The organism is Pedobacter sp. WC2423, assembly GCF_040822065.1.
Lineage (GTDB): Bacteria > Bacteroidota > Bacteroidia > Sphingobacteriales > Sphingobacteriaceae > Pedobacter.
This window is the reverse complement of sequence record NZ_CP162005.1, coordinates 2,687,567-2,705,512: the sequence shown is the minus strand read 5'-3', so window position 1 is coordinate 2,705,512 and position 17,946 is coordinate 2,687,567. Positions and strand designations below refer to the sequence as shown.

The 17,946-nt window shown below is 33.6% G+C and carries 14 protein-coding genes; 4 read left to right on the top strand and 10 right to left on the bottom strand.

Translation table 11 applies throughout. From position 1 onward, the window contains the following. Nucleotides 1-84: 84 nt before the first annotated feature. From asnS to AB3G38_RS10830, 10 genes are all read right to left on the bottom strand, one after another. The gene (gene asnS / locus AB3G38_RS10875) at nt 85-1,533 is read right to left on the bottom strand and encodes an asparagine--tRNA ligase (protein WP_367868496.1); all 1,449 of its coding nucleotides are present in this window, start codon (nt 1,531-1,533) and stop codon (nt 85-87) included. 646 nt (nt 1,534-2,179) lie between these two features. Further along, entirely contained in the window at nt 2,180-3,370 is a 1,191-nt protein-coding gene (gene sucC / locus AB3G38_RS10870) for an ADP-forming succinate--CoA ligase subunit beta (RefSeq protein ID WP_367868495.1), read from the bottom strand. Between the two features lie 137 nt (nt 3,371-3,507). Beyond that, nucleotides 3,508-5,799, bottom strand: a complete 2,292-nt coding sequence (locus tag AB3G38_RS10865; protein ID WP_367868494.1) for a TonB-dependent receptor — start codon at nt 5,797-5,799, stop codon at nt 3,508-3,510. A gap of 296 nt (nt 5,800-6,095) precedes the next feature. Beyond that, the gene (locus AB3G38_RS10860) at nt 6,096-8,309 is read right to left on the bottom strand and encodes a peptidase domain-containing ABC transporter (protein WP_367868493.1); all 2,214 of its coding nucleotides are present in this window, start codon (nt 8,307-8,309) and stop codon (nt 6,096-6,098) included. Next, complete coding sequence (locus AB3G38_RS10855; RefSeq protein WP_367868492.1) at nt 8,306-11,455, bottom strand: lantibiotic dehydratase; 3,150 nt, start codon at nt 11,453-11,455, stop codon at nt 8,306-8,308. The genes AB3G38_RS10860 and AB3G38_RS10855 overlap by 4 nt, the downstream gene beginning before the upstream one ends. A gap of 14 nt (nt 11,456-11,469) precedes the next feature. After that, nucleotides 11,470-12,711 carry a lanthionine synthetase LanC family protein gene (locus AB3G38_RS10850; RefSeq protein WP_367868491.1) on the bottom strand — a complete coding sequence of 414 codons (1,242 nt, stop codon included), beginning with the start codon at nt 12,709-12,711 and terminating at the stop codon, nt 11,470-11,472. Nucleotides 12,712-12,753: 42 nt separating this feature from the next. Beyond that, complete coding sequence (locus AB3G38_RS10845) at nt 12,754-13,908, bottom strand: lanthionine synthetase LanC family protein (protein ID WP_367868490.1); 1,155 nt, start codon at nt 13,906-13,908, stop codon at nt 12,754-12,756. Nucleotides 13,909-14,044: 136 nt separating this feature from the next. Beyond that, a complete protein-coding gene (locus AB3G38_RS10840; protein ID WP_367868489.1) occupies nt 14,045-14,230 on the bottom strand; it encodes a class I lanthipeptide in 186 nt (61 codons plus the stop codon). A 99-nt stretch (nt 14,231-14,329) separates the two neighbouring features. Next, nucleotides 14,330-14,509, bottom strand: a complete 180-nt coding sequence (locus tag AB3G38_RS10835) for a class I lanthipeptide (protein WP_367868488.1) — start codon at nt 14,507-14,509, stop codon at nt 14,330-14,332. Nucleotides 14,510-14,601: 92 nt separating this feature from the next. Further along, nucleotides 14,602-14,778 carry a class I lanthipeptide gene (locus AB3G38_RS10830; protein ID WP_367868487.1) on the bottom strand — a complete coding sequence of 59 codons (177 nt, stop codon included), beginning with the start codon at nt 14,776-14,778 and terminating at the stop codon, nt 14,602-14,604. A 428-nt stretch (nt 14,779-15,206) separates the two neighbouring features. On the opposite strand from AB3G38_RS10830, the gene AB3G38_RS10825 reads away from it, so the two are divergent. From AB3G38_RS10825 to AB3G38_RS10810, 4 genes are all read left to right on the top strand, one after another. Further along, nucleotides 15,207-16,142, top strand: coding sequence for an LLM class flavin-dependent oxidoreductase (locus AB3G38_RS10825; RefSeq protein WP_367868486.1), 936 nt, complete (start codon nt 15,207-15,209; stop codon nt 16,140-16,142). A 65-nt stretch (nt 16,143-16,207) separates the two neighbouring features. Next, a complete protein-coding gene (locus tag AB3G38_RS10820) occupies nt 16,208-16,858 on the top strand; it encodes an ABC transporter ATP-binding protein (protein WP_367868485.1) in 651 nt (216 codons plus the stop codon). Nucleotides 16,859-16,861: 3 nt separating this feature from the next. Then, the gene (locus AB3G38_RS10815) at nt 16,862-17,353 is read left to right on the top strand and encodes a hypothetical protein (RefSeq protein ID WP_367868484.1); all 492 of its coding nucleotides are present in this window, start codon (nt 16,862-16,864) and stop codon (nt 17,351-17,353) included. Further along, entirely contained in the window at nt 17,353-17,940 is a 588-nt protein-coding gene (locus tag AB3G38_RS10810) for a haloacid dehalogenase (protein ID WP_367868483.1), read from the top strand. Before AB3G38_RS10815 ends, AB3G38_RS10810 begins: the two co-directional genes overlap by 1 nt. Nucleotides 17,941-17,946 lie beyond the last annotated feature (6 nt).

Genomic DNA, 17,946 nt, shown 5'->3' with positions numbered 1-17,946 from the left:
AAATAGGCAGGTATAATTAAATATTGCTGTATAAAAAAGAGGATGACATTACTGACATCCTCTTTTTTTAATAATTTATACAGCTTAAAACTCTGCGTTTTTTGGAAAACGAGGGAAAGCAATGACGTCTCTGATGTTGGTCATACCAGTAACGAACAGTACTAAGCGTTCAAAACCTAAACCAAAACCAGCATGTGGGGCAGAACCGAACCTTCTGGTGTCTAAATACCACCACAATTCTTCCTGTGGAATATTCATCTCCTCCATACGCTGCGTTAATTTATCCATTCTTTCTTCCCGCTGTGCACCGCCGATCATTTCGCCAATACCAGGGAATAAAACATCCATCGCAGCAACAGTTCTTCTGCCTTCAGCATCCGGCTCATTCTGACGCATATAAAAAGCTTTAATATCTGCCGGGTAATCTGTTAAGATCACTGGTTTCTTAAAGTGCTTCTCTACTAAAAAGCGCTCATGCTCAGATTGCAAATCAGCTCCCCATTCATTGATCAGATATTTAAATTGTTTCTTCTGGTTAGGTTTCGACGAACGCAGAATAGCAATTGCTTCTGTATACGTTAAACGAACAAAGTCGTTGTTCACACAGAAATTCAGCTTTTCTATCAATGATAATTCACTACGCTCTTGCTGAGGTTTAGTTTTTTCGTCTTCTAATAAACGGTTATTTAAGAATTCGATTTCTTCTTTACAGTTATCCAGTGCATAAGTAATGATATATTTCATCATATCTTCTGCAAGCTGCATGTTATCTTCCAGATCAGCGAAAGCGATTTCCGGCTCAACCATCCAGAATTCTGCAAGGTGACGTGTCGTATTTGAGTTTTCAGCTCTGAAAGTAGGGCCGAAGGTATAGATCTGACCGAAAGCCATTGCTGCTAATTCACCTTCCAGCTGACCAGAAACAGTTAAATTTGTAGCACGGCCAAAGAAATCTTCTGAAAAATCTACTTTTCCATCTTCAGTTCTTGGTGTTTGATCAAAATCAAGGGTAGTTACCTTAAACATTTCTCCCGCACCTTCAGCATCAGATGCTGTGATTACAGGAGTGTGCATATAAACAAAACCTCTTTCATTATAAAATTGGTGTATCGCAAATGCCAATGCATGACGCACTTTAAAAACAGCATTAAAAGTATTGGTACGGAAACGCAGGTGTGCAATTTCTCTTAAAAATTCAAGACTGTGTTTTTTTGGCTGCAAAGGGAATTTTTCCGCATCACTGTCTCCAAGAATTTCGATAGAAGCTGCTTTTACATCAACACGCTGACCTTTACCTAAAGATTCTACCAATTGTCCGGTTACAGCAATTGCTGCGCCTGTGGTGATTCTTTTCAATAATTCCTCCGCTGTATTTTCAAAATCAACAACAATCTGAATATTTCCCATGCAGGAACCATCATTGATGGCAATAAACTGGTTGTTACGGAATGTTCTTACCCAACCCATTACGGTCACTTCTCTGTTAAAATCAGTCGTTTCTAACAGGCTTTTTATTTTTTCTCTTTTAATCATGATTTTCTTGTGGAGCGCTCAAAAATAATGATTTCAATTAAGAAATAACAGGGTTAAAATTGAAGAATTGAGTTTTTGGCGGGAGAGATGAAATTGCAGCTCATGTTATTTAGGGGTAAAATGAGTTAAGATAAAATATTTTAGTGTGTTTTTGTATTTTATTTATTTAAATCATGTTTTTTTATCATTTTTTAATATTAATAGATGGTTATTTTGATTTATTTATTCATATAATCTATTTTTTATTCAAATTATGATATTTTATGGCTTTTATATTTTGATTTATTTGATGTTTTAATGTTTTTGTTGTTATTTTAAGCTATTTATTCGTATTTTTATGTCTATTAATCAGTTAATTATGATTTATTTTTGTTTTTTGTCGATTTAAAAGGTGTAAATGTTTTGTTTTACCATAAAAGTCCCTATATTTGTATTGCTCGTTTAAATTATATTTGGTTAAGAACCTCTGGCGTAATTGCTGGAGGTTTTTTTGTTTAAGACCATTAGAAACGGGGCTAAGCTGGAATAGCATCTTAGAAATTAAAAGGCATAAAAAAATGCCAGTTGCTTTTACACAACTGGCATTTCTTATATAGTAAGCATCCGTTTAAAGCGGACGCGAAGAGTCTCCTCTTTTTTGTATAAACTAAGCTAAAACCTGAGTAACCAGGGCAGCAGCATCTTTCAATGCAATTGCAGAGAAAACTTTCAAACCAGACTCATCAATTAGTTTTTTCGCTTCTACAGCATTTGTACCTTGTAAACGGCATATAATTGGAACAGGAATATCTCCGATTTCTTTATAAGCGTCAATTACACCCTGAGCAACACGGTCGCAACGAACGATACCACCAAAGATGTTGATTAAAATAGCCTTAACATTAGGATCTTTTAAGATAATGTTAAAACCTGCTTTTACAGTTTGTGCGTTAGCTGTTCCACCTACATCAAGGAAGTTAGCCGGCTCACCACCTGCAATTTTGATAATATCCATAGTTGCCATAGCTAAACCAGCACCATTAACCATGCAACCAACGTTTCCGTCTAATTTTACATAGTTTAAGTTTGATTCGCTTGCTTCAACGTCAGTTGGATCTTCTTCCAGTTTATCACGCATTGCTGCATAATCAGCATGACGGAATAAAGCATTCTCGTCTAAATCTACTTTCGCATCAACAGCAATAATTTTATCGTCTGATGTTTTTAAAACCGGGTTGATTTCAAACATTGAAGAATCAGTGTTGTCATAAGCTTTGTAAAGCGCAGTAACAAATTTCACCATTTCTTTAAAAGCAGCACCGCTTAATCCAAGGTTGAAAGCAATTTTACGTGCCTGGAATCCCTGAAGACCAACTTTAGGATCGATCTCTTCTTTGAAAATTAAGTGAGGAGTGTGTTCTGCAACTTCTTCAATATCCATACCGCCTTCGGTAGAATACATGATGATGTTTCTTCCACTGGCACGGTTTAATAAAACACTTACGTAGAATTCTTTTGTTTCAGAAGCTCCTGGATAGTAAACATCCTGAGCAACAAGAATTTTATGTACTTTTTTACCTTCTGCACTAGTTTGAGGTGTGATCAATTGCATACCTAAAATATCGGTAGCTCTTTGTTTAACCTCGTCAAGGTTTTTAGCTAACTTAACACCACCACCTTTTCCTCTTCCACCAGCATGTACTTGTGCTTTAATTACTACCCAGTCAGAGTTGTAGTCTGCTTTCATTTTTTTAGCAGCTTCTACAGCCTGCTCAACAGTTTCGGCAACTATGCCTTCTTGTACGGCAACACCAAAACTTTTAAGTATTTCTTTACCTTGATATTCGTGTATATTCATTTGCTGAAAAAATTTGATCCAAATCTACAATTTCATATTGGTTTTAAAAACTTATTCTCGGTTTATCGGATACGAAAAGCATTAAATACCTGAAAAGTGGTTTAAAATATTTTTCAATATATGTTTCCTGACAAAACTTAGTTATTGGTTCTGTTTTTCTCCTCTTCGTTTCCTGTTTTTTTCGTGTTTACCTTAATTTTCTGATTGCCAAATTTATAAGACAAAGTGAAACGTAAAGAGCGATTATCATAATAGTTTTTATAGACAATTTTTGTATCATTGGTATAACTTGTTATTGAATACCTCTCTCCTTTAAAAACATCATTTCCTGCCACTGTCAACTGAAGTTTTTTATTAAGCAGATATATCTTTACGGCTAAGGAGAGTGAATTGGCTGAACTTACGTGATCAAGTCCCGATATACCTGGCAAACTGTACCAATAGTTCAGACTGAGTGCGAGGGTTTTCTTCTTGTTAAGAATAAAATCATTATTAGAAGAGAAATAAGCATTGTAGCCATTTCTGTTTTTCTGAGTAGCAGGATTAACAGAACTTGATGATACATAGTTTAAATCTGCATTGTTTGTACTTGTCCACCAGCTAACCACATCATACGTAAATGTTTCAGCTATTCCATACCGGTTGGTTGTTAAAAAATTATCTACAAAAAAACGTGTGATTTTTGTTGCCGGATCAACAATTCCAATTTGTTCAAATCCATTTGTTAAGCGGCTGTAGTATAATTTGCTTTCCAGTTGTTTATAAGTATAAACCAATTCTAAGTTATTCGTAAAAGAGGGCTGAAGAAAAGGATTTCCTTCTGTATACATATACGGGCTGTCATACATTCTGAACGGGTTGACTTGTTCATATTTCGGCCTGTCAATCCTTCTGCTGTAAGTGAAGAAAAAGCTTTGATTTTCAGTGGGTTTGTAAGATAAGTAAGCAGAAGGGAATAGCTTGATATAGTTATTCTTATTCTCCTGGTTGTTATTAAATGAAAATCCGTTGCTTTCTGTATTTTCCATTCTCAGGCCAAATTTTGTTTCCCATTTTTTCCCTAATTCTCTGCCACCGGATACATAGGCAGAATTTATATTTTCACTATATTTAAATTGATTGCTTTGTTTTGGATCCAGCTCTGGAATCCCGGTTTTATTGTCAAAAAAAACGATTGCATTATCAGTACGTGACTTTGAATATTTGTAACCAAATTCAAGATTTATCCATTTTAATTTTTGTTCCATATCTGCCTTGAATGCGAAATTTGTAATCTTCTGATCGTTATTATTGATGCTGGCAAAATAGGAATCAGGTATAATATCCGAATTTTCATCTAACTGGTTTCCTGAGAAATTTCTTGAATTTGAATTTGTATACTTAAAATAATCTGCATTAATTAAAATCTTATTACCTGTGCTATCTAATTTAATTATGTTTGATAAGTTGAACGAATTCAGACGGTCATGTGTTCTGGTATTAGATATCGAAGAAATAAATCCATCTGCATTTTGATTGGTGTAATTGGAGATGACAGTTACAGGGGATTCATCAATATTAAGATTAGATTTGTTTCCTAAGTATTGAAGACCGATGGTCCAGTTTTTAGTCAAGTCATAATCCAGGCCGATTCTTCCGGCTGTAGATTTAGTCCCGACTTTTCTTGGATTATTCTGAGTCCATTGTTGATCAGGATAATAAATTTCATTATAATCGAGGAGTGATTTACTGCCATCCAGGGCATTCAGATTAGTATATAATGTGAGCTTTTTAGTTTTATAATTCAGACTCCCTATACCAGAAATTGTACCGTATGTTCGTTGTGTATAGCTTGATCCAATTGCTGCATTCCAACTGTCGATATTGTTCTTTTTTAGTCTTATATTTATAATTCCACTATTTCCTTCCGCTTCGTATTTTGCTGGAGGAGTAGTAATTACTTCTATATTGCTGATATTGTCAGAAGAAATTGATCTTAGAAAATTATTCAGATTTTCTCCTGAAAGTTTTACAATTTTATCGTCGATCATGACCTGTAAACGATCTTTTCCAACCAAACTAATTTTATCTCCTCTAACTCTTACTCCAGGAGTTATTTTTAAAGCATCTATTGCATCTCCTCCGGCCGATGAAATAGATTTTTCAAGATTAAAAACCAGCCTGTCAATTTTTCTTTCAATAATTTTTTTTCTTCCGGTAATATTCACTTCCTGGAGTTTGATCGTTTTTTGAACTTTTATAGTTCCAAGATTGATATCCTTTGTAATCTCTAAATGATCATTGTAGATTAATTCTCCCAGGTACATAACTTTTAAATCATAGGCCTGTGCTTTAACTATAAAAGAAAATTCACCCTTTTGATTTGTGAAAGCTTCTTCTTTAATACTGTCATTTACTAATAAATTAACGCTGGCCAGATCTAAAGGCAAGTTGTCATTGACTATGATTCCGGAAACTTTGTATTGGCTAAAAGCTGTAACATAAAAAAAAGAAGGAAAGAGAATATTTTTAATTTTAGCATTAACTTTTAATTGGTTGTTGTGAATTGAATAAGATTTAGTTCAAATAGTAGTTTAATACTGAATGCAAGATGGATATTCCATTGATACTCAACGATGCTAACAGGATTAATAGAAGCCCCAGTGTAATTATAATGATGATTAAACCGTATCTGACTACGAATAATTTATCTCTGTCTAATTGTTCTTCGAATTGTTTTTCCATGTTATACGCTTAGTTCTAATTGATTCTTCACTAAATTGAAATAGGTACTTCTATTATTTACCAATTCCGTGTGAGAACCGGTTTCTATTATGTTTCCATCCTTTAATACTATAATCTGATCCGCATTTTTAACAGTACTTAAACGATGTGCAATAATAACTACAGTCTTTTTCTTAAAGAATTTATATAAATTATCATGTATAATTTTTTCATTATGGGAATCAAGTGCAGATGTAGCTTCATCAAAAAATATAAATGGAGGATCCTTATAAACGGCTCTTGCTATTAACATTCTTTGTTTCTGACCACCTGATATACCATTTCCGGCAGCACCAATTTTAGTATTTCCTTTGGAAGGTAACTCCTGAATGAAATCTTGAATATTAGCAGTATGTATAGCACTGGTGTATTTTTCCTCATTAATAATTACATCACCCGTTGCAATATTTCTTTTAATTGTATCTCCGAAAATATAGCCATCTTGCATAACCACACCGCATTTCGATCTCCAGTCTCCGGGAGAGATTTCATTTAAATTCTGTTCTCCTATATATATACTGCCACTTACTGGTTCATAGAATTTGAGTAGAATTTTCATCAATGTAGTTTTTCCACTACCACTTTCACCTACGATTGCTGTTGTTTTGCCATAAGGTATAACCAGATTGATATCTTTTAATACAAACTTTGATTTTGGTCCTTCGTATTGAAAACTAACATCCGATATTCTGAATCCAAGTTCTTTATGCTGATCTAAAAGAGCTAATGGCCTGTTTTCGTTATATTTTTTTAGTCCGCTGGTTTCTTCCTCCTCCTGATTTTGTATTTCATTGAGACGCTCCAGGCTCAATCGGGCATCCTGTAAAGAACGAAAAAATGTAGTAAGCTGATTGATAGGGGAGTTCATTTGTCCGATAATGTAAGTTATACTTAGCATCGTGCCTAAAGTGATGTTTCCCAGGATAACTTCTCTTGCAGCGACAAAGGTTACAAAGATGTTTTTAAATTGATTCAGAAAATCGAATCCGATCAGTTGAAGCTGATCAAGCTTTAATACCTTTAAATTTATCCCAAATAATTTTACCTGGGTTTTTTCCCATTCTTTCCTTTTGTAGTCCTCAAAATTATTAAGCTTAAGGTCCTGAATTCCACTAATTAATTCATAAATGGAATCCTGGCTTTCAGTTTTAACGCGGAACCTGAAATAATCCAGAAACTTTCTGTTTTTTAAGAAATATAATGACCAGAAGATGGAAATTGTAGTAATGGATGCATAAACTAATAAAATCTTATAATTATAATTTAAAAGAATGATCAGGAAAACGCATATATTGATTATTGAAAAAAATGTAATAAAACTTTGAGAAGTTAAAAAACGTTCAATTCTGTCATGGTCCTGAATTCTCTGATTTATATCTCCCACCATTTTCGTGTCAAAGAACCGTATTGGTAAACTAAGCATCTTTTTGAAAAATGCAGATATGATAGATATATTGATTCTTGTTCCTATATATAATACGATCCAGTTGCGGACAACTTCAATTACAATAGAGCCTAAAAAAATTGAAATCTGTGCTAACAGGATAATGGTAATTATATTCAGATTTTTTGCCATTACTCCTTTATCAATTAGTGCCTGAGTCAGGAAAGGAAAAATGAGTGTGATTAAAGTACTCAGAAACAATCCTAAAAAAAGCTGAAATAATTCTTTTTTATAGGGAAGCAGATATTTCAGAATGTAAGTCAGGCTTACCCCATCTGCAGTAATGCCCTCTTTTTCATAGAAATGTGCTGTTGGAGCCAAAAATAAAGATAAACCAGTTTCTTCATCGCTTAACCATGATTCTTTAAAAGAATCCTCATTGAGTGTAATAGCTCCGTAAGATGGATCGGCAATCTGGAAACAATAACCTTTACTGAAAATATTCTTTTTTATACTGGATAGTACTACAAAGTGATCTTTGTCCCAATGTATAATAGCCGGGAGGTTTTCTCTTTCTTTAATTAATGAATCAAGAGTAAGCTGAGCTCCAAAAGTTTCAAAACCAAGATTTTCAGCAGCCTGATTGATTCCTGAAAAATTAACTCCGTCTTTGGAGAGAAAAGAATGATCCCGTAAGTATTGTAATGAATAGTTTTTGCCGTATTCTGAACAAATCATTGCCAGACAAGCTGGGCCGCAATCCATTAGATCATGCTGATAGATTATCTTCATATACTAGATTCTTGAACGGGTGAATAATGCTTATGCTTTCCTATAACAGACTTATAATATTTCTCAAGCAGACTATAAATCACAACTTCATGCATTCTCGCACTACTTTTGATAGCCCTGTTTATATTCATGTGCATAAAACTGGACAGCAGATCAAAAAGTCTGTTCTTATTAAACCCGGAAAAATCATCTGCTAATGCTATAAGTGTTTCATTTCTTTTTTCAATGAGCAGTGCACATGTTGAATTTTTATCATTTATTACCTGCTCAATTTGTGCCTCAGTATTTCTGAATTTAACAGCAAGTTGTTTCTTGAAAGTACTGTCAATTTCAAATTCCTTAGCGAAATAATTATAAGCCTTATCAACGAGCAGATGTTTTTCAGTTGTACTCAGGCCAAAAGCATTCAAAAGATCATCAATAGACTTGAAAGAGAATAACCAGATCAGTTGTTCCTCCTTCTGTTTTTTTAACTGATCCAGAAGACCAAGGATCATTTCACTATCATGAAAAAATAATTTCTCACATTGATCAATGGAACCAGCTCCATATCTTTCTATTTCTCTTTCATAAGTAGCAATCTCTACTTTCCAGACGTAATCATTTTTAAGATAATTGTCAATGTGTGTATTGAATAAATTCAGGATTGCTGCTTTTTTTTCCGGATCATTAAAATGAAATCTTACTCTAAGGTGAAAATCAGGATCAGCATATCGAATAAAAAACCACTGATCAATAATACCGTTATTTAGAAGTTCCTGTGTCAGTGGCTTAATTACGTCTACTAATATTTTATCAGCCGTACTTAAACCTGTATATAATCTGAAATACAACCATTCATTGCCAGGCGTAAATTTATGCGCGATATCTGACATCTGGCGGTCAGGGAGAGAGAAATCAGAAGCTTTACTATTTTCTGATTTAAATGACATTAAATATTCGTTTGAATGTTGATTCTTCTCTATATCATACAAACATTCTCTGAATTTTATTCTTTTTTCTTTCTTTAATACCTGGTTAAGGAAGATCAGCATATATTCATTTTCTGTATCTAAAATGAGTGATTCTTCTCCGTCTTCAATGAGTGAGATGTATTTGGGGATTTTATATTCACTAATTAATAATTTAAACTTCTCGAAAGTAAAACATTGCTTATTGTCCAGGAGATGTGCTATTTCTGGCATCCTGAATTGCCATAATGCCGCCGAGAGAATGAGCGTATCGTCAAATGTTATTCTTGGAATAAAGTTGAAATAGCTGTTAATTATTGAATTAAAATCCAATGATAATATATTTGGCCTGTACTGGTTCTGGAGGTCACAAAGAAAATGATAAACTGGCAGGGAATCAGAATGAAAATTCTGGGCTGAAGAAAGAAACGGGACAACTTCTTTATTATGTTTTATACTCCTGATCACCAATTTGTTATTCCTTACGGCCAGCATAAGATCATTTAAGGGGATAGTAATAGCATGTTCAGATTCATGGGATAGAATGGGCAATTCATATTTTCTATTTACTGCACGTGACAAGACATTCCCAGCTCTGTTATTAGGTAAATGTGTAATTTCGCAAACAATCTTATCCTGGAATATTTGCTCTTCAGCTTGTAATATTTCATCCATAAAATCTTGCATTTCTTTATCCTGACTGCTAAATCTTGAAATTAAATTCGTCGCACTTGTTCCGCCAGAACTGGTGATATTAATTTTATCTCCGATTTTATTGTAGATAACATAGAATGTACCTTTTAATTTTTGTTCATTAAAAGTGTATTCCGGCAATATTGTCTTTTTAAGGTCAATTGAATGATCTCCGTTTTTTATTGCTTTAACTATATGATTTACCCAGAATTTGTCAAATCCGGGCTCAATAAAAATTTTCTCATAATCTGAAGAGGTACCAGGAAAATTAAATTCATCTATGAGGTTGGAAAATTGAGCGGAATCTATCTGACTTCTGATATATCCAATTCCGAGTTCATTGTCAAGTGCTCTCATCAATGGGATTTCTTTTTGATCGTACCGATTTAAAAATGCTTTTTTAAACTCAGCTATATTTCGCTCTGATGAAAGCTTTTTATCAGGAATTTTAGTGCCAAATAATGAAAGTAAGTTTATAGCCTGAAATAAGATTTTTTCATCTTCAGTAACAATTTTCTGATCAGTTCTGACCTGTTTCTTTTTTAGATTAACACCAAGCAGGTGTTTACTTTCAAAAGGAATTTCGTTCTTCTTTAAGATCTCAAAAATCTGCTCATAAACAGGAATGTTATCAGTAGTGAAATTATTCTCAATTTGTTTGATCTTATCTGAAATGGAATTGAACGCTTCTCCCCAGTTTTTAAGTATCGGGTCCGAATCAAAAAGAATTGCGTTTTCTGCAAAGAAATTTAATAGCTGAAAGAATAGAGGCTTTCCATTTAATTGTATATTTAATGAACTAGATAGTAATTGAGAATCAATAAGGTCAGCTATGAACTCTTCTGCTTCAGTTACTGTTATAGCCTCAATATTGTCTAATAATAAATCGACAAGCTCTTTTTTATGAAGGCCTTTTATGGAGGCTTCCAGGATCAGATTAATTACTTCATCATATTCTATTGAGGTTAATCCATGGTTTCGGCTATTTTGATCAGGTTTTGCTTCTATATATCTGAGTGTGTCACCAATAGTATAAATGGTGTTATTCGGAAAGTAAATCAATACTTTTTTTACGAGTTCAAATTCGCAAAGCTCTTTTAGGACATTCACAATAAATTTTGAATCGACTGTCAGATATTTGACAAAGTCATTCTCGCCGGTAGCTCCCGGATTAGCCAAAGAATTGTTAATGGAATAGAAAGAAAAGAGCCCGAACGGAACACATTTGGAAACTGATCTTATATAATATTTAATAATACTTTTGTTAAGCTTATTTTTTTTTTGAACTGTTTGTGCATTTTTGTATAAATCTCTCCATTCACGAAAAAGCTCCGGGGAAGCGATAAATATAGACTCCCTGAAAAATATATCGTCGAAAAGTGTTCTTACAAAATCATCTATTTCTTTTTCTGATTCAGGGATTTTGGGAATAGCATTTAATGAACTCACAGGAGAACGTAAAATAAGAGTTTTAAAAGATGATACTCCTTTAGCGTATTTCATATTTTCGATGTGTTTTATATTAGAAAGAAGCTATCCCAATTGGAGACTTTTTTAAAATTAACATCCTGAAGAAACAGGACAGGACCCAGCCATCCCGTTAAAATCTCCAGGTCTGAAAATGAAAAGTCTTTTTTCATTTTTAATTCCAGGTATTTAACTGTAGCATTTAACCAGTGTTCGTGAGCTTGCTTGTAAATTCCTCTGCTGGTCAGGTTATAAATAGACTTGTATAGTGCTGATACACCAGCACTTCCATGACACATGTTAGCAGAATTAATAGCTGTCTTTTCAAAGCTTAAACGAGTTACAATTTCGTCACCAATTTCATCAGAAATTTTTAAATACTCCTGCTGATCAAGTGTTATGCCTAATTTATAAAACAACATGACATATCCCAGATCACTGTTGCACCAGCCAAGTCTATCTGTAAAATGATAAACATTTGTACTGTACAATTCTGGCTTTACTATTTTATCCACTCTTTCGGTGATGATGTTGTAAGGAAACCAGGTCGGGAAATCAAAGCCTTCCAGCTGATAGGATACTTTTGATCTATCTATATTTTCCTTTTTAAAAGAAATAATTTTTGTTGTAATGTTGAGTAAAAGCTCTTTGGTTTTTTGCTGATTAATTCCCTGATCGTAAATTTTAAGTAAAACAGCCAGGATAGCTGAAGTACCGTGAGCAAAACCAAAATTTATCCCTTGCGTATAAACATCTCCGGTAGCGTTGTAAAACATGTAATCGTGGTTAAGCGCATATTCATGAAGTTTATCTACTAAAACGCTGCAATTATTGAAGGCTTCAACCTCATACAGGTAAAATAATAACCCTGTTGCCCCATAAAAATAATCGAAGTTATTATTATTGATCATCTCTATGCATTTATCAAACACAGCATCTGTGATCACATCAATCTGATCCTTAAAAATTGAATCTATAATATCTTGTTTAAGGAGTTCATGAAGTACAATTCCTAAAGCAGGCAAACCGTCAGCAAGTGTCATGTGTGAGGCCATTATACTCTCATTCAGGGATATTTTGTTGAAAATATCTTCCAGTATTTCCTGAATTTTCTCCAGGTATATATCTTCCTGATTTAAATGGTAGGAATTTAAACAGTACATTAAAAGACCTAATTTGCCTTTGATAAGATCATCGGTCACCAATTCTTCTACATTCGCCTCTGCTACTTTTTGATTAACAAAATCAAAGATTTTCTCAATTCTGGTTTTAATAAGAGTATCGTTAATCATTGGTTCGTTTTGTTTAAATTGTTTAGTATTTAGTCCGGTTAATTAATAGCTTAAAAATCTGAGATAACTGAAATCCTCCTGTTGACAAGCCATAAGAGCGATCCCGATTCCACATAATCCATGGCAAAATGATAACTGAATATGATCATCATATCCATTGATAAAGGTTTCGTAACCGGCCCATTTTGTGTTATTATTATTGTAATCCAGTGTTTTTGATAGCCAGTATATTTTTGCTTTTAAAAATAATGAACTATTGTTGTAGCTATAAAAAAATGAAAATATTGTCAGAAGGCCAGATGAGCCATATATTAATTCAGCATCTCTGATATACTCTTTTTTGTCATCCATAAATAGGGCAGCATGTTCCAGAATTTCAATTCCTTCTTCTATATATTGTTTACAGCCAATTATTTTTCCTGTCTTAAAGAGAACATACCCAATGCCTATATCACCATATGCCAAATTTTGATAAGCAATTCTTTTATGAATTAATGCATCAATATCAAACAACGTATTGTCCTTTTTTTGTTTTTGACCAGATAAATAGAAAATCGCATCATGTATCATGGAGAGACATGTTTTCTGCGCTATTTTTTTCGCATAGGCTGAAGCTAAAAAATAAATAACACCAGTTACGCCATGATATATTCCTAGTTCTATATTCGTTTTTTTTGTTTCGGCATTCTTAAAATACCAGAACATACCTGAGTCTGATAAGACTGCCTCTTGTTCAATTAAATTAATGAGTTGAATGAGTTGATCGCTATAATCAATCAGATGCAGGATTCTCAAATAATAATGTCCAATTGCTATACAACCACTAAGAGAATCCAGGTCCTTTTCTTTTATGCTGGTTTTAAATAATGTTTTAATGAGTGGATTTAACTGTTTTAAATATTTAAGAGCCTCCTTGTTATCTATAAAACCCTTCTCATTTAAAAAACATAAATAATCACTAAATTCAATAAGTTCATGCGGCTCACATTGACTGTTAGTAATATAGTTTATAGCTTGGTCAATATATAAGGAGATTTGGTTAAGGGCCCTTTCATCTTTAGAGAATTCATAAAAATACAAGTAAAACAAAGAAAGACCCAGAATGCCATCATTCAATCCAGCAGACAAAAATAAATGTTGATTTTTGTCTAATGCGGTTTTAATTTCATAAATTCTGGTTTGTAATTCTTCTGGCATTTATGATTATATTCATTTTAAAAAGGAACAAAAGTTAAGGCTGTGCAATTGTTTATTCTGCGTGAACTTTAAAACATTACTGATACTGGTTTTATCAATTGATTCCACTATGTATCAGTAACATTTTCAAAGAAATTTAGCTTATAGTTGGTTCTTCTGGTACTTCGTTGCAGGAATTCTTGCCACAAGTGCATTTTGGTCCGCTTGAGCTAAATAAAGCAGCAGTTCCACCTTTAACACTTGTCATCTGGCTTTCCTGAAGTTTAGTAAGCGATTCTTTGTTTAGCTTTAAAGCTTTGGTTAATTGAATTTTTTGTTTCATGATTTTGGTTTTTAAGTTGTTGATTTGATTTATTTAGTATTACACTGAGCGGAATTATTATTCAAATCGCTCCATGCAATTTTTTTAATCAATTTTGGATTAACTAATTTCTTCCACTTCTTTATTACAAGAGTTCTTACCACAAGTACATTTTGGCCCACTAGAACTAAATAAAGAAGCAGTTCCACCTTTGATACTTGACATCTGGCTTTCCTGAAGTTTAGTAAGCGATTCTTTGTTTAGCTTTAAAGCTTTGGTTAACTGAATTTTTTGTTTCATGATTTTGGTTTTTAAGTTGTTGATTTGATTTATTTAGTATTGCTTAAACAGAATTAATTATACTGACTGCTCTATGCAATTTCTTAAATGAGTTATCGTTGTTCCTTTGATCCTACGCAAGAATGCCTGCCACACGTGCATTTTGGTCCGCTAGAGTTAAATAAAGCAGCAGTTCCACCTTTAATACTTAACATCTGGCTTTCCTGAAGTTTAGTAAGTGATTCTTTGGTTAACTTTAAAGCTTTGGCTAACTGAATTTTTTGTTCCATGATTTTGGCTTTTATATGTTTTTATAAAATAATTCAGCTTGTTTTTAAGCGTTAATAATGTTTCATTCAAAGAATATATAGTTTTATAAATGATAGTGCTATTAATTTAATGTGGTATTTGTTTTATGTACAATTTATGTAATTATATATCTCTTATATATTATTTTACACGAAATCAAATAAAGTCATGGTGAAATGGCTTATTTAACAGGTAAACTTATTTTTTAACTCATTAATCGCTATGATTAACTATTAAGGTTTTATTGGTTTTGTATAGAGAATATTTGTTAGTTATTGCTGGTAACTCTTTTAATAACTAATAAAGCTTTATGGATTGGAGATGTAATTTGTTTGACTCTGCTTTATTTTGATAAGTAATTGTTATTTAAGAATTTTTTTGTTATTTTAAATCAATTATATTGCAGTATATGTCGTCTGATTTAAAGTTGGGAATACTTGAGTGGGGTTTCAGGTTAAATACTGATTCTTTGACTGCTGTGCAGCAAATATTGGACTATGCAGAAACCGCAGATAAACTCGGGTTTTCAAGATTTTGGTTAACCGAGCATCATAATCCAAATAAAATCGCTCCTTTTACAAATCCGGATATTCTGATTGCTTTGGTGGCTGGATCAACTAATTATATCAGGGTAGGTTCTGCCGGAACCTTATTTAAAATGTATGATCCATATCATGTCGTTACCAATTATAAGTCGCTCAATAACCTGTTCTCTGACAGAATTGATTTAGGATTAGCTAAAGGTGATCCTGGGAGCCGCTACTTTCATGATAAGCTATATGATAGAAATAACAAGAACATCTCGATAGAGAAAATTCAGAAAATATATGACCTCTTTTATAATGAAAAAGCAAATTTTGAAGCGCATGAGGTTGTAATTCCTCCATATGGCGGATCTATACCGCAAATCTGGTATTTATCAAAGTCTTATGATAGTATTGAAATTGCAATTCAGTACAAATTAAATATCTGCAGATCGATAATGCATGGTAAAGATGCTTTGCTGGCAGATTACAAGAAGGATGAACTATTGAATTATAAAAAGCTTTTTTTTAATAATAATGGGTATATGCCTGAGGTAAGTCTGGCTCTTGCAATTGTAGTTGGGGATTCAATGGAGAGAGCTGAATTAAAATGTGATAGCTTAAACAGGCAGGATCCGTCTGCTAATTCTATACAACCAATTCCGGTTACCATTGATTCTTTATTTGAATTACTCGGTAAATTCAGAAACTCTTATGGTGTTGATGAGTTTATTTTATACGATATGGAAGATGAAAATCTTAAAAAGATCGATAATCTTCATCAGATAAGCAACGTCTTTAGTTTGATAGCAGCGCAATAATAGTAAAACTAATATTTCATTTTAGGATCAAAAGAATTATTTCTCAAATTTCGTAAGTTTGCTGCATGCTAAAAGCCACAGGTATCAGAAAAGCTTATGGAAGTTTACCTATTCTAAAAGGGGTGGATTTTGAAGTTGCCAAAGGAGAGATTGTCAGTATTATCGGGGCTTCAGGTGCGGGTAAAAGTACTTTACTGCATATATTAGGTACGCTGGATAAACCGGACGAAGGAACCGTTGAATTAAATGGAACCAAACTGGCACAGCTTTCCGGTGAACCCATGAGTATATTCAGAAATCAGAATATTGGTTTTGTATTCCAGTTTCACCATTTGTTACCAGAATTTACTGCGCTTGAAAATATTTGTATCCCTGCTTTTATTGCTAAAAAAAGTAAGAAAGAAGCGGAAACACGGGCATTAGAACTTTTAGAACTGCTGGGTTTAAAAGACCGGGCTTCACATAAGCCAAACCAACTTTCCGGAGGCGAGCAGCAACGTATTGCAGTAGCCAGGGCTTTAATTAATAATCCTGCCATTATATTGGCTGATGAGCCATCAGGAAACCTTGATTCAGCAAATGCTGAGTCTCTACATCAGTTTTTTATCACGCTGCGTGATAACTTCCAGCAGACATTCGTAATTGTTACCCATAATAAAGACCTTGCCTCGATTAGCGACAGGGTTGTCACCATGAAAGATGGTTTAATTGTATAAAATTTGAAAACACTGATTACCGGCGGCAAATCTGCCCAGGCACAAAAAATATTAAAGGCATTTACCGGCGACCAGATCTTATTAGGAGATTATGGCGACATGCCTTCCTTTGCATCTGCTCAATACCAGTTTGTGAGTTTGGGTGAACGGAATGACGATACCATCGCACATACCTTATTAAACGCCTGTTTAGACCAGCAAGCAGACCGCTTATTGCCATTGTATAGCTTTGAGCTGGAGGCTGTCATGAGATCTGCTGTGCTATTTGAAGAGTTCAATATTCATGTTTTATTACCTGACTTGCTTCATTTTCCACTTTATCTGTCTGAAAAGGTTACGGATAAAAACAACTGGGCTGTGTTTGATAAAGGAGAATTGCTTTATACAACTGTAGCAGCGGATAAACTGGCTTTATTAGGAAAAGAAAAAACATTAAATGGGGTTTTCTATCTGAATGAAGATCCAGAAGAACAAGTATTATTTACGATTGCCTAATGAAATATCAAGATCTTATTCATCCCAGGCAGGCTTTTGTTTTTGGTCTGGATGATGTTTTATATCCCGTAAAAGATTATCAATTGCAGGTCTATTATCTGTTCGCACAATTTATAGAATATGGGGAACAAATAGATGCACAGGAAATTGTACAGTTTATGACTGCTGCTTATCTGAAAGATGGTGCTGCTGATATCTTTACTAAAACGGCTGCAAAGTTTAATTTGCCTCAGAAATACCTCATAAACTTTGATTTGCTGCAACAAAATGCAAAGCTTCCTTTAAAGTTATTACTTTTTGCGCCCGTTCTTGATTTTTTGAAAGAGATCCATGAAGCTGGCAAGCCTGTCTTTTTATTGGTAGACGGTGATCCCGTGCAGCAATTAAATAAAATCAGGCAAATGGAATGGAACGGTTTAGCTCAATTTCTGACGGTCTATTTTAGTGCGGAAACAGGGACTTTTGAACAGACCCTGGATATGATTATTTTGAAGCATGATTTAAAGAAGAAAGAAGTTTTAGTGATTGGTAAAAGTCTGTGTGCCAGTGGAGATAAAGTTGAATTTTTAGCTGTAGACCAACTTTAATACTTA